We start from the raw sequence: 12,038 nt of genomic DNA on the forward strand, positions 1-12,038 counted from the left end.
TGTCCGAGGTGCCCCCACCAGGGCTCGAACCTGGGACCTGCGGATTAAAAGTCCGTAGCTCTACCAACTGAGCTATAGGGGCGCGTGCGGCCAGTGTAGTGGGCAGGGTCCTCGTTCGGGAAACCGGGAGCGAGGGACCTCCGGGGGCGCGTGGGGCGAAGTGGCGGGCGCGGGTCTGCGTGCGGCCGCTCGGGTGAGAGGGAAAGCGTTGAGCCTCAGCTTTGTTCATTCAGGCATCGGCTGGATACTATCGAATCATGTTGCCTACCAATCAGTTTGGTTCTGCTTCGGTAGGCCGCCCGGAGGGAGTGTGAGCGTGGCGCTGGGGACCGACCGCCCCGGGTGGCCCGCGCGGCCGATGCGGTCCCGGAATCAGGCTTCGCGCCGTGGTGGCGCGGGGGCTGTGGCGAATTGTAAATACCCGCTGCGCAGACCTTTTGGATTGCGAAACATTAGCTGTATGCGAGTTGTGTCGAGTGGGCTATCGGACTCCCCGGTTTGCCGCGTGTCGCAACGCGATTGCAGGTACCGTGGCGCATTGATGAATTGCGGGCGAATCGCCGATTTCGGTGATACGTCTTCCGGTGGCGCGGTTCTCGGCGATGCGGTGCCGGTGAATCGCCGTCGCGAGGGGGTCGTCATCGCGTCCGGTGATCGGATTTCGACACGTCATTGCAGTGTCCGCACGCAGCAACGATTGCCGCAGGAGGCTGATCGGAGGCAGGTCCGGGACGTAGGTGGGCCCGGGTGCGCACCCCCTGCGGTGCACCCGGGCACGAAGAATTATACCAGCCGGTGTGTTATTCGTAATTCGTTCATTTTCATACCGAAAGTATGAATTGGACCGGAAAAACCGGCTCGAAGTATTCAATTATTCAACTAGTGCGCCAGGGGTCCGTTCCTACGGGGGGCTTCGAATGGCGGTGAGTAGCTTCGGAGGCGTTTCGAGCATGGCACGGCAGCAAGAGCGGGCCCGCCGGACACGGGCGGCGATAATCAGGTCCGCGGCCGTCGAATTCGGCAAGAGCGGCTATGCCGCGGCATCGCTGAACAGAATCCTGGAAGGGTCGCGCGCGACCAAGGGGGCGATGTACTTCCACTTCGACTCCAAGGAAGAACTGGCCAGGGCGGTACTGGAGACGGCGGTGGAGCGCTACCGCGCCACCGCCGAACGCTGGCTGGCCCGAACCGATCTGGGTCCGCTCGACGTGCTGCACGGCATGATCGACGAGCTGGCCCTGCGACTCGAGCACGACATCATCGTGCAGGCGGAGTACCGGCTGATCATCGAGCCCGACTTCTATCGTGACGTCCAGGCGGGCGGCGGGCGCATCCTCATCCGGGCGACGCACTCGCTGGCGCAGCGGGCCGTCGAGCACGGACAGCTGCGTGAGGACGCCGATCCGGATCGCTTCACCCGCACGCTGAGCGCGGCGCTGGCCGGCCAGCGCTATCTGATCGATCTGCCCGGCGCCGCGGCCGATCTGCGCGGCCGGTTCCAGGAGGCGCTGGAGGTCGTCGTCGAGTCGATGTCGACGCCGGAGTGGCGGGAGAAGTTCGCCGTCGACGGGTGGGCGGCGTCGGCTCGGCTGGAAGAGCTCGGTTTGGGCGTCTGACCAGCCGATTTGGAACTCTCGGCGATGCTGTCATAAGCTATGCGAGCTCCCAACGGAACACCGTTGAAAGCCGGTCCGGAGAAATCCGGGGCGAGCCCCCTTCGTCTAGCGGCCTAGGACGCCGCCCTTTCAAGGCGGTAGCGCGGGTTCGAATCCCGTAGGGGGTACGGTCTTCGGACTGTTGGTAGCACAGCAAGGCCCTGTGGCGCAGTTGGTTAGCGCGCCGCCCTGTCACGGCGGAGGTCGCGGGTTCGAGTCCCGTCAGGGTCGCAAGTAAGCGCCGGAGAAATCCGGCGCTTCGCGTATGGCATTCGGAACGGGTGCCTGCGGCCAGGTAGCTCAGTTGGTACGAGCGTCCGCCTGAAAAGCGGAAGGTCGCCGGTTCGATCCCGGCCCTGGCCACGTCCATCCCCCTGGCGCAAGTACTCGCCAGGGGGATTTTTCGTCTGCACAACCGGCCGGGGCCCGGAGATGGAATGCTGGAGGCATGGCTGAACGGTGGTACTACTGCTTGAAGCACCAGCGGGCCGAGCGGGGCAGGCAATGCTGGTTCCAGGATCGGATGGGTCCGTATCCGGATCAGGCCACGGCCGAGCGGGCTCTGGAGATCGCGCAGGCGCGCAACGAGCGCGAGGACGCTCGCGACCGGTCCTGGCGCGAGGGCGACTGACAAGCGCCGCTGCGCGACAACCGTTTTCGCCGGCCCGAGTCGCTGCCACCCGGTGTGCGGGCACGTTGCCGCAGGTCGGTGACTCGATCTCGGTCCGGCGTCCGCACGCGTCCCGGCCGCGGCCGCTCAGCTGCTCATCAGGCGGATCGAGTACGGTTTCTCGGTAATCGACTATCGCTCGTCCCGGTCCGGCCTGGGCCGGCGAGCTGGACAGGTGAGCAGGGAGGGCGACCCTTGAGGGTTACCGTTGTTGTGCCGACCTACAACGAGCGGGAGAATCTGCCGGTGGCGGTGGACCGGCTGACCGCGCTGGCGGTACCCGACCTGCATGTCCTCGTCGTGGACGACAACTCCCCGGACGGCACGGGGGAGGTCGCCGACAAGCTCGCCGTCGAACTGCCCGACGTGGTGGGCGTGCTGCACCGCACCGAGAAGGACGGCCTCGGCCGCGCCTACGTCGCGGGCATCACCCGGGCGCTGGAAGAAGGCGCCGACGTGGTCATCCAGATGGACGCCGATCTGTCGCATCCCGCCGAGGTCATTCCGGCGATGCTGGCGAAGCTGAGCGAATCCGATGCGGGCGTGGTGCTCGGATCCCGCTACGTGCCCGGCGGTTCCACCGCCGAGGAGTGGAAGTGGTACCGCAAGGCGCTCTCGGCCTGGGCCAACTTCTACGTCAACCTCATCCTGCGCCTGGGGGTGAAGGACGCCACCGCCGGTTTCAAGGCGTGGAAGGCCGACACCCTGCGCGCCATCGACGTCGCCTCCATCCGCAGCAACGGCTACTCGTTCCAGGTGGAGATGAACTACCGAACCGTCCGCAAGGGCATCGCCATCGCCGAGGTGCCGATCCGTTTCGAGGAGCGGACCCTGGGCGCCTCCAAGATGAGTCTGAAGGTGCAGCTGGAATCGGCGCTCATGCCGTGGAAGCTGCTGTTCGGCCGCTCGGTCTGACCGGCGCCGCCGCTGCGGACTAGCGCGGCGCGGCCTCGTCGGGTTCGGGCCAGTCGAGCAGGGTGTCGACGAACAGTCGCCGCACCCGTTCGGCCTGCGCGTCCAGCTCGGCGAGATCCCATTCGCGCACATCGATGGGTTCCAGGATCGCCACGTCCACCGTGCCCGCACGCGCGACCATCGAATTGCGCCTCGCGATCTCACCGGCGTTGCGGATCACCACCGGGATGATCGGCACGCCCGCCTGATGGGCGATGTGGAAGGCCCCTTTCTTGAACGGGCCGACCGCGGGGGAATAGGACCGGGTGCCCTCCGGTGACACGGCGATGGACAGCCCCTCGCGCAGGGTATGGACCACCGGCGCCAGCGCGGCCCTGGCCTTCTCGGTGCTGGACCGGTCGATGAAGGTCACCCCCACGAAGCGCATGAGTGGTCCGAAGACCGGATTCCGGGTGAGTTCCTTCTTGCCGATTCCGGTCACGCCGCCGTGCAGGACATGCGGGACGATGATCACGTCGAACTGGCTCTGGTGATTGAACAGGAACACCGCCGGTCGCGGTGAACGGGCGTTGCGGGCCCCGCTCACCCTGACCCGCACTCCGAGCGTGGCCAGTGTCGCCGCCGTGCCGAAGGCCATCAGCCCGTCGGCCATCGCCCGTCGCTTGCGGGTGTAGGACTTGGCCAGCACACCGGACAAGGCGCCGAGCAGCAGCGCGGCGAATCCGGCGACGGTCCGGACGTAGTCGACCAGCTGTGGATCACGCCTGCGCCGGAACGACACCACCGGCCAGTCGTGATCGCCGGCGGCCGCGCGCAGGATCCGATCGGGATTGATCACCACCGGGTGCGCGCTCTGCGCCAGCAGCGGCTGATCGGTGGTCGCGCCGCTGTAGGCGTAGCCGGCCTTCGGGTCGAGGCCGCGTTCGATCGCGAAGGCCCGCACAGCCTGGGCTTTGCCGTTGCGCCACAGCGTCTTGCCCGCGACATAGCCGGTGAGCGCGCCGTCGGCGTCGGTGTCCATGGCCGTGCACAGCACGTGTTCGATGTCGAGTTCGGCGGCGACCGGCGCGACTTGGCACTCGGTCAGCGCGCTCACCAGCACCACGGTGTGCCCCCGCGCCAGGTGCGCGTGGACGAGTTGCCATGCCTCGGGGAACAGGTGGCCGTAGACATCGCGCCGGAACAGCCGCACGCCCAGCTCGGCGAGCTCGTCCCGGCGGCGCCCGGCCAGTCGCGCCGAGGCCTGGTGCAGGAAGCGGCTGTAGCCGCCGTCGGTCAGTGTGGGCTGGAACCCGTCGAGCAGGATACGGGCGGCGGGGTCGCGGACGCCGCCGGGCCGGGTGCGGCGCAGCGCCGAGGGGGCGGCGAACCCGTCCAGTACAGCGGACAGGTCGAACACCGCGAGCACCTCGGGTCCGGCCGGTCCGGAGCGGATGCGCGCGAGCAGCCCGGTGAGGTCCTGGGGCGCCGCTGTGTCGCTCATCGTGTCACCGGGCCGAGCGTGTTGGACGGATCGAGGTTGGCTGCCAGTGAGATGCGGGAGCTGATCGCGCGCAGCTGGGTGGCGAACTCGGCGCGCCGCCGGGTCAGGTCGGTGCGGTCGGCGGCTGCTGTCGCCTCGGCGGGCTCGATCAGGTGGTAGTTGTCGGCGAGTTTGATCGCGCTGGAGAACAGCTCGGTGGACACCGACTCCGGGCTGTGCAGGCGCCGCTGCAGCAGCATCTGCTTGCCCACCGACACGCATTCGGCGATCAGTTCCTTGCGATCGATCGGCGCGGCGGCGTCCTTGTCCGCCAGGCGTTCGGCCACCACCAGCTGGGCGTCGAAGAACGAGCGCAGCACGCGGTGAGCCATCATGAAGCCCGATCCGCGCAGTCGCGCGACGATCTCGCTGCCCTGGGTCTCCCTGCCCCTGGCGTTCCATTCCGGGTCCACCAGCAGCATCTCCGCGGTGATCCGCTCGGAGAACTCGGCGCGGTCGGGGAAGAAGAACTCGAACTTGAGCAGATCGCGCAGCCGGAACGCCTCTTCCCAGCCCGCGCGCAGATTGTCGTCGGCGGCTTCGATCGCGGCCAGCACCGACAGCTCCATGATGGCGCGGTCGACGAACCAGTGCACCGCGCTGTTGCGATAGAACGCGGCTTCCAGATGCGCGCCACTCTCGATCGAATACACCGGCTCGATACCGCCGCGATAGACCGTCACCACCCTGGCCAGCGAGAGCTGCTCGAGCACGACGGCCAGCGAGGGTTCCTCGGTCAGTGCGGTGAGTTCGCCGGAGGGCAGTTCGCGGCGGCCGATGTAGGCGATGACCGGGGCGAGCAGCGCGCGGACCTCACCGAGGGTGAGTGCGCGCTGTTCGACGCCGAGCAGGGCCAGGGTGGCCAGCGCGTTCACCGTGATCGGGGTGACGTTGTTGATGCCGACGGCCACCTCGAAGGCCAGCAATTGCACGGCGCGGCGTTCCTTCTCGGCGATCTCCTCCTCGGCGGGCGCCGGGACAGGCGCCGCGCCGTCGGGGCCGTGCAGCGGAATGGTGACCGTCGCCTTGTGCATCGGGTCGCCGAGCGCGGCCAGGCGAGCGCGCGCCGAGAGCGGTTCGCCGAAGCGGACGTAGACGTGCCCGGCCGAGTGTTGTTGCGAGCGGATGTAGCGGGCCAGCCAGGTCAGGCCCTCGGGCTTCTTGCGCCCGCCCAGTTGTTCGGTGGCGATGGCGCCGAGCTCGTTGAGACGTTCGTAGGTGATCGAGACCGGCACCAGCATCACGTCGTCGACGCGGTCGGCCCGCACCGCGGCGGCCAGGTAGTTCAGCAGGCCGTAGCGCGGCGGGCGCAGCTTGCCGGTCCTGGTGCGCCCGCCCTCGAAGTACCACTCCAGGTTGAAGCGCTTGCTCAGCAGATAGGCGAAATACTCCTCGACGACCGCTTTGTAGACCTCGTCGTCGCCGAAGCTGCGGCGGATGAACACCGTGCCGGTGCGCCGGGCGATCGGCCCCATGGGCCAGAACCCCAGGTTGGCCCCGCCGATGACGTGATTGGGCGGGAAGTCGTTGCGCGCGAGCACGTCACCGAGCACGAACGCGTCGACGTAGGAGCGGTGCGAGGGGAGGAAGACCAGCGGATAGCTGCGGTTGAGCGTGCGCAGCCGGGCGAGGCCGGTGGCATCGGTGTCGACCTTCCAGGTGGAGGCGTGCACCGGGCGCATGGCCTGGGTGAACAGGTCCGACACCAGCCGCGACTGGGCGGCCACCAGTTCGTTGAGCCCCTTCTCCGCGCGGCGGTAGACATCCTGCGGGTCGGCGTCGATCCGATCGGCGATGAGTTCCAGGCGGCGCAGGAACTCCGGCGAGTCCAGGATCTCCTCCGCCACCAGCCGGGGCACCTTGTACCGGTCGCCGATCACGGTGCGTTCGGCGCGTTCCAGCGCCACCACCGCGGCGCGCACGATGGCGCGCGCGAAGGGCTCGGCGCTACCCGTGGTGTACAGGGCGGCCGCTTCGGGGTGGTTGGCGCGCAACTCGCTGAGCAGGGCGGGCGCACCGGTGAGGATGACGTGCCGATCGGGGGCCTTGCGTGAAAGCCTGCGCTGTACGAGCCGATTGGGCTTGCGCGGATTGGTCAGCATGGCCAGATCGCCGAAGCTCATGCGCCGCACGCCGTCGCGTTCCGGCGGCAGCCACAGCACCCGCACCGGGACCACCAGCGGATCGTCGCGGCGACCGACCAGCCGGGCGGCGACCGCGGCGGCGTCCAGATCGAGCTGGGTGATAGGGGCGTCGGTGCGGAATTCCTCCGCGATGCCGCCCTCGGCCAGCCAGGTGCCGATCAGTTCGCGCTCGACGCCGGAGGACGCGTCCACCAAGGCGACCACCGACCGTGGCGCCGGGCGTGGTGGCTGCGAAGCGGCGGGCTCGATCATGGGGCCTCCGTCTGGCTGTCGGCCCCGCCGCCCGGTGCGGCGGGGTCGCCGAAGTCACGGCACCCCATTGTCTCGCGTGCGGTGATCTTGCGCCCTGACTTCGCGACCCCGAGTTCGTCGAGGCGACGCCGGGCTCTCGAGCAGACCCACCACGCGAGACAGGTAATGCTAACCTTACTTCGCATCAAGTTAGGTCATCTTAATTCTGGAGGATCGTTGTCGACGACGGATGAGCGCTCTCGCGTTGAGTATGTAACCGATCCGGCGGCAGCGATGTCCCGATTGGCGAGTGCGGATCGTTTCGGCGAATACGTGATGTACGAGCGTCCCGGGCAGTGGGTTTTCGCCGCCGACCCGATCGGCAGCATCGAGCTCGACGCCACCGAGCTGCGGGTCGGCTGGGCGGGCGAGACCACGGTGACAGCCTGGGAGGGCTCGCCCGCCCGCGCCGTCGATCGCGCACTGGCCATGCTGCCCGCGCACTCCGCCCGTGCCTACGGCTGGATCGGATTCGAGTTCTGCGCCTGGGCGCTGCGGGCGACCGCGCACGTCGACGAGCGGACGTCGCTGGCGCATCTGATGATTCCGCGCGTCGAGGTGACCGTCGACGAGTCCGGCGTGCGGATCGTGGGCGCGACCCCCCAAGAGGCCGCCGACATCCACGATCTCATCGCGTCCGCGCAGGACACCGAACTGCCGCGCGCCCAGCCGGTCGACGTGCGCATCGACCCGACCGGATATCGGGACCGGGTCGCCGCGGCCGTCGCCGAGATCGGCGCGGGCAAGTACCAGAAGGTGATCCTGTCGCGAAAGGTGGATCTGCCCTTCACCGTCGACGTGCCGGCCACCTACCGCCTCGGCCGCGCCAACAACACCCCGGCACGCTCCTACCTGCTGCGCCTGGGCGGCCTGGAATCGGCCGGGTTCAGCCCGGAGCTGGTCGTCTCCGTCGACGACGACCGGGTGGTCACCACCGAGCCGCTGGCGGGCACCCGCGCCTTCGGCCGCGGCCACGCCGAGGACATGGCCGCGCGCGCCGATCTGGTCAGCGATCCGAAAGAGATCGTGGAGCACGCCATCTCGGTGCAGCTGTCCTTCGCCGAGATCAGCTCGGTCGCCGATCCGGGCACCCCGGCGGTGTCGGACTTCATGGCGGTGCGCGAGCGCGGTAGCGTGCAGCACCTGGCCTCCACGGTGCGCGGCACGCTTGCCGCCGATCGCTCCGGCTGGGACGCGCTCGAGGTGCTGTTCCCGTCGGTCACCGCGTCGGGCATCCCGAAGCGCGAAGGCGTGGATTCGGTCTTCCGGCTCGACGGCGCGCCGCGTGGGTTGTATTCCGGTGCGGTGGTGACGGTTTCGCCGACCGGTGCGCTGGAGGCGACCCTGGTGCTGCGCGCGGTCTACCAGACCGCCGAGGGCGCGTGGCTGCGCGCGGGCGCGGGCGTGGTGGGGCAGTCCACGCCGGAGCGGGAGTTCGAGGAGACCTGCGAGAAGCTCGGCAGTATCGCTCCCTACGTGGTCAAGGCCTGACCGACCGCCGGCGCAAACGCGCACGGGCGGCGCAGTTTCCGGTGCGCCGCCCGTCTCGCGTGGTGGCCGGCTCGCGGAGCGGCGGCCCTTCCCGGGAGGCCGGGCCGACGGGCGGAGCGGGGCCGGGGCGGAGCGGGGCCGGGCCGATCAGCTGTAGGTGGCCCGCAGAGCCTTCTTGTCGATCTTGCCGACCGCGGTGATCGGCAGGACATCGGTCTGCCGCAGCACATCGGGCAGCTTGTAGGTGGCCAGCCCGCGCTCGGTGAGGAAGGTCTTGATCTGCGGCAGGCTCGGCATCTCGCCGTCGACCACCAGCACCGCGCACACCTTCTCGCCCAGGGCCGCGTCGGGCAGGCCGACCGCGGCGGCGTGCCGGACCGCCGGATACGCCAGCAGGTGCTCCTCGAGCTCGTCACAGGAGATGTTCTCGCCGCCGCGATTGATGACGTCCTTGATCCGGCCGGAGACGATCAGGTGCCCGGATGCCAGGCGGCGCACCAGATCACCGCTGCGGTAGTAACCGTCGGGGGTGAAGGCGCGGGCATTGTGCTCGGGGGCCCGGTAGTAGCCGCGCAGGGTGTAGGGGCCGCGGGTCAGCAGTTCGCCCTCCTCGCCGGGGGCGACGTCGTTGCCCTCGCCGTCGACCACGCGCAGCTCGTCGGCGGGCGACATCGGCCTGCCCTGGGTGGTGCAGATCAGCTCGTCGGGGTCGTCGAGCCGGGTGTAGTTGAGCAGGCCCTCGGCCATGCCGAACACCTGCTGGAGCCGCGCGCCCAGCGCGGGCGTGACCTCCCTGGCGTTCACATCGGCCAGCCGCGCGCCGCCGACCTGCAGCAGGCGCAGCGAACTCAGGTCGGCGGATTCCCATTCCACCGCCGCGCAGTACAACTGGGCCAGCGGCGGCACCACGGCCGTCACCGTCACGCCGTGGCGCTCGATGGCGGCGAAGACGTTCTCCGGGCTCGGATCGCCGACGAAGCTCACCGAGGCGCCGACGCTCACACTGCCGAGGATGCCGGGGCAGGCGAGCGGGAAGTTGTGCGCCGCGGGCAGGGCCGCCAGATATACGTCGTCGGCGGTGAGTGCGCAGATCTCGGCGCTGGCGGTGGCGTTGTAGACGTAGTCGTCGTGGGTGCGCGCGATCAGCTTGGGCAGGCCGGTGGTGCCGCCGGAGACCAGCATCAACGCGATGCCGGAAGGATCGATCTCGGGCAGCGGATCGCCTTCGCGGGCAATGCTGTTCAGATCGGTGAACGGTCCGGGGTCGCCGAGCACCAGGACATGGCGCAGGCTCGGAACCCGCTCCCGCACGGTCTCGGCCAGCTCGCGGTAGTCGAAATCGCCGAAGGTGTCGGCGATGACATAACCCACCGCCTCCGACAGCGCGGTCAGGTGCTCGATCTCGGCCCTGCGGTGCGCGGGGAGGGTCAGCACCGGGATGGCGCCCGCGCGCAGCAGGCCGAACAGGATCGTCAGGAATTCCGGCACGTTCGGCAGCTGGACGACCACTCGGTCACCGGGCGTGATGCCCAGGGCGATCAGGCCGTGCGCGATCCGGTCGGCTTCGGCGTCCACCCAGGCGTAGTCGCGGGTGCCCTCGTCGGTGCGCAGAGCGATGCGCTCGGGGTGCTGCTTCGCGGTGGTACGCAGCAGGTCGCCGAGCGGAGTGCCGGTCCAGTAGCCCGCGGCCCGGTAGGCCTCGGCCGTCTCGGCGGGAAAGGGCACATAGCCGTCCCGATGGTCGGTGGTTGTCGTCACGATTCCTCGCTGGGTTCCGGTGGTGTCGGATGAGGTTAGGCAACCCTATCTCAACTCCGGGTGGCGACTGATCATCCGGGCTAGACTCTTCGCATGAGTCGCTGGGAAGCCGCGGATATCGCTGATCAGACCGGTCGGACCTTCGTCGTCACCGGTGCCAACGGCGGACTCGGCGCCGTCACCGCCCGGGTCTTGGCGGCCAAGGGCGCCCAGGTGATCATGGCCTGCCGTGATCTGGCCAAGGCCGAACGTGTCGCCGCCGATCTCGGGCCGCGCGCGGACGTCCGTTCGCTCGATCTGGCCGACCTGTCCTCGGTGCGCGCCTTCGCCGCCGGCGTCGAGCGGGTCGACGTGCTGATCAACAACGCCGGGGTGATGGCGGTGCCGAAGCGCCGCACCGCCGACGGCTTCGAAATGCAGGTCGGCACCAACCATCTCGGTCACTTCGCGCTCACCGGACTGCTGCTGGACAAGATCGCCGATCGGGTGGTCACCGTCTCCAGCGGCGCGCACGCTGTCGGCAAGATCGACCTGAACGACCTGAACTGGGAACGCAGGCGGTATCAGCGCTGGCTCGCCTACGGCCAGGCCAAGTTGGCGAACCTGATGTTCGCCTACGAGTTGCAGCGCAGGCTCACCGCGGCCGGGTCACCGATCCTCTCGGTGGCCGCCCACCCCGGCTACGCGGCGACGGATCTGCAGTCGCACACCGAATCGTTCATGGACTCGATCATGGCCGTGGGCAACCGGATGCTGGCCCAGAGTGCCGAGAGCGGCGCGCTGCCGCAGCTTTTCGCCGCCACCGAGCCCGTCGAGCCGGGTGCTTTCTACGGTCCCGACAAGTTCGGCGGTATGCGCGGCCATCCCGCTCGCTGCGGGTCGTCGAAGGCCTCCCGCGACGAGACGGTGGCGCGTGAACTGTTCGCACTGTCCGAGCGCCTCACCGGGGTCACCTACTCGATCTGAGTCCGAGCCCGCGTCGTTCCGAGTCGCGCCGGAACATTGTGAGGACCGTCACTTCTCGGGGTGTCACACTCCGGTGGTCTGCGACGTCGTCTGTGTGTGAGCCCCTCGGCGGGAGGCCGGGGCGAGACATCGAGGAGCAGATCATGGAACAGCGGTTCGACTATGCGGGACAGGCTCTCGGCGCGAAGTTCGTCAAGCGGATCAACAACGCGGGCATGGTCGTGGGCGAATCCACGCTGGCCCCGGCCACCCGCGAACTGGTGCTGCTGCGGGTCAGCCAGATCAACGGCTGCGGGTTCTGCGTCGACATGCATTACAAGGACGCCGTCCACGCCGGTGAGGATCCGCTGCGGCTGAACCTCGTCTCGGCCTGGCGCGAGGCCACCGCGTTCACCGAACCCGAGCGGGCCGCACTCGCGCTGGCCGAGGAGGGCACCCGGCTGGCCGACACACACCAGGGCGTGTCCGACGAGACCTGGGCGCAGGTGGAGAAGCACTACGACGCCGAGCAGATCGCGGCGCTGATCTCGCTGATCGCCCTGATCAACGCCTACAACCGGATGAACGTCATCAGCCGCACGCCCGCGGGCGGCTACGTCCCCGGCCAGTTCCACTGACCGTCCACG

The 12,038-nt window shown here is 68.9% G+C and carries 9 protein-coding genes and 4 tRNA genes; 9 read left to right on the plus strand and 4 right to left on the minus strand.

What is annotated here, in order from left to right; genetic code table 11:
• Positions 1 to 9 precede the first annotated feature (9 nt).
• Positions 10 to 82 (minus strand) — tRNA-Lys (locus tag NS3_RS19895).
• A gap of 868 nt (positions 83 to 950) precedes the next feature.
• Here NS3_RS19895 and NS3_RS19900 point away from each other — a divergent pair.
• From NS3_RS19900 to NS3_RS19925, 6 genes are all read left to right on the plus strand, one after another.
• Positions 951 to 1,616 carry a TetR family transcriptional regulator gene (locus tag NS3_RS19900; RefSeq protein ID WP_067861985.1) on the plus strand — a complete coding sequence of 222 codons (666 nt, stop codon included), beginning with the start codon at positions 951 to 953 and terminating at the stop codon, positions 1,614 to 1,616.
• A 94-nt stretch (positions 1,617 to 1,710) separates the two neighbouring features.
• Positions 1,711 to 1,783: transfer RNA gene (locus NS3_RS19905), tRNA-Glu, on the plus strand.
• Positions 1,784 to 1,812: 29 nt separating this feature from the next.
• Positions 1,813 to 1,886 (plus strand) — tRNA-Asp (locus NS3_RS19910).
• A 58-nt stretch (positions 1,887 to 1,944) separates the two neighbouring features.
• Positions 1,945 to 2,018: transfer RNA gene (locus NS3_RS19915), tRNA-Phe, on the plus strand.
• An 85-nt stretch (positions 2,019 to 2,103) separates the two neighbouring features.
• Positions 2,104 to 2,286, plus strand: a complete 183-nt coding sequence (locus tag NS3_RS19920) for a hypothetical protein (RefSeq protein WP_067861990.1) — start codon at positions 2,104 to 2,106, stop codon at positions 2,284 to 2,286.
• A 234-nt stretch (positions 2,287 to 2,520) separates the two neighbouring features.
• Positions 2,521 to 3,240, plus strand: coding sequence for a polyprenol monophosphomannose synthase (locus NS3_RS19925; protein WP_281205994.1), 720 nt, complete (start codon positions 2,521 to 2,523; stop codon positions 3,238 to 3,240).
• Positions 3,241 to 3,259: 19 nt separating this feature from the next.
• Here NS3_RS19925 and NS3_RS19930 read toward each other — a convergent pair whose 3' ends face one another.
• Positions 3,260 to 4,723, minus strand: coding sequence for a 1-acylglycerol-3-phosphate O-acyltransferase (locus tag NS3_RS19930; RefSeq protein ID WP_067861996.1), 1,464 nt, complete (start codon positions 4,721 to 4,723; stop codon positions 3,260 to 3,262).
• Complete coding sequence (locus NS3_RS19935; protein ID WP_067862000.1) at positions 4,720 to 7,158, minus strand: glycerol-3-phosphate 1-O-acyltransferase; 2,439 nt, start codon at positions 7,156 to 7,158, stop codon at positions 4,720 to 4,722. Before NS3_RS19935 ends, NS3_RS19930 begins: the two co-directional genes overlap by 4 nt.
• A gap of 216 nt (positions 7,159 to 7,374) precedes the next feature.
• Between NS3_RS19935 and nbtS the strand changes: the two genes are divergently transcribed.
• Positions 7,375 to 8,688 carry a nocobactin biosynthesis salicylate synthase NbtS gene (nbtS, locus tag NS3_RS19940; RefSeq protein WP_067862002.1) on the plus strand — a complete coding sequence of 438 codons (1,314 nt, stop codon included), beginning with the start codon at positions 7,375 to 7,377 and terminating at the stop codon, positions 8,686 to 8,688.
• A gap of 147 nt (positions 8,689 to 8,835) precedes the next feature.
• On the opposite strand, the gene NS3_RS19945 is transcribed toward nbtS, so the two are convergent.
• Positions 8,836 to 10,446, minus strand: coding sequence for a (2,3-dihydroxybenzoyl)adenylate synthase (locus NS3_RS19945; RefSeq protein WP_067862005.1), 1,611 nt, complete (start codon positions 10,444 to 10,446; stop codon positions 8,836 to 8,838).
• A gap of 93 nt (positions 10,447 to 10,539) precedes the next feature.
• On the opposite strand from NS3_RS19945, the gene NS3_RS19950 reads away from it, so the two are divergent.
• Both NS3_RS19950 and NS3_RS19955 read left to right on the plus strand, forming a co-directional pair.
• On the plus strand, positions 10,540 to 11,412 hold the full coding sequence (locus tag NS3_RS19950) for an oxidoreductase (RefSeq protein WP_067862009.1): 873 nt from the start codon (positions 10,540 to 10,542) through the stop codon (positions 11,410 to 11,412).
• Between the two features lie 143 nt (positions 11,413 to 11,555).
• Positions 11,556 to 12,029 carry a carboxymuconolactone decarboxylase family protein gene (locus NS3_RS19955; RefSeq protein WP_067862012.1) on the plus strand — a complete coding sequence of 158 codons (474 nt, stop codon included), beginning with the start codon at positions 11,556 to 11,558 and terminating at the stop codon, positions 12,027 to 12,029.
• Positions 12,030 to 12,038 lie beyond the last annotated feature (9 nt).

This window comes from Nocardia shimofusensis NBRC 100134 (assembly GCF_001613125.1).
GTDB classification, from domain to species: Bacteria; Actinomycetota; Actinomycetes; order Mycobacteriales; family Mycobacteriaceae; genus Nocardia; species Nocardia shimofusensis.

Bases quoted from the DNA above. Each gene is read 5' to 3' on its own strand.
- NS3_RS19900 (WP_067861985.1), top strand. From the start codon at position 951: ATGGCACGGCAGCAAGAGCGGGCCCGCCGGACACGGGCGGCGATAATC.
- NS3_RS19920 (WP_067861990.1), top strand. From the start codon at position 2,104: ATGGCTGAACGGTGGTACTACTGCTTGAAGCACCAGCGGGCCGAGCGG.
- NS3_RS19930 (WP_067861996.1), bottom strand. From the start codon at position 4,723: ATGAGCGACACAGCGGCGCCCCAGGACCTCACCGGGCTGCTCGCGCGC.
- NS3_RS19935 (WP_067862000.1), bottom strand. From the start codon at position 7,158: ATGATCGAGCCCGCCGCTTCGCAGCCACCACGCCCGGCGCCACGGTCG.
- NS3_RS19950 (WP_067862009.1), top strand. From the start codon at position 10,540: ATGAGTCGCTGGGAAGCCGCGGATATCGCTGATCAGACCGGTCGGACC.
- NS3_RS19955 (WP_067862012.1), top strand. From the start codon at position 11,556: ATGGAACAGCGGTTCGACTATGCGGGACAGGCTCTCGGCGCGAAGTTC.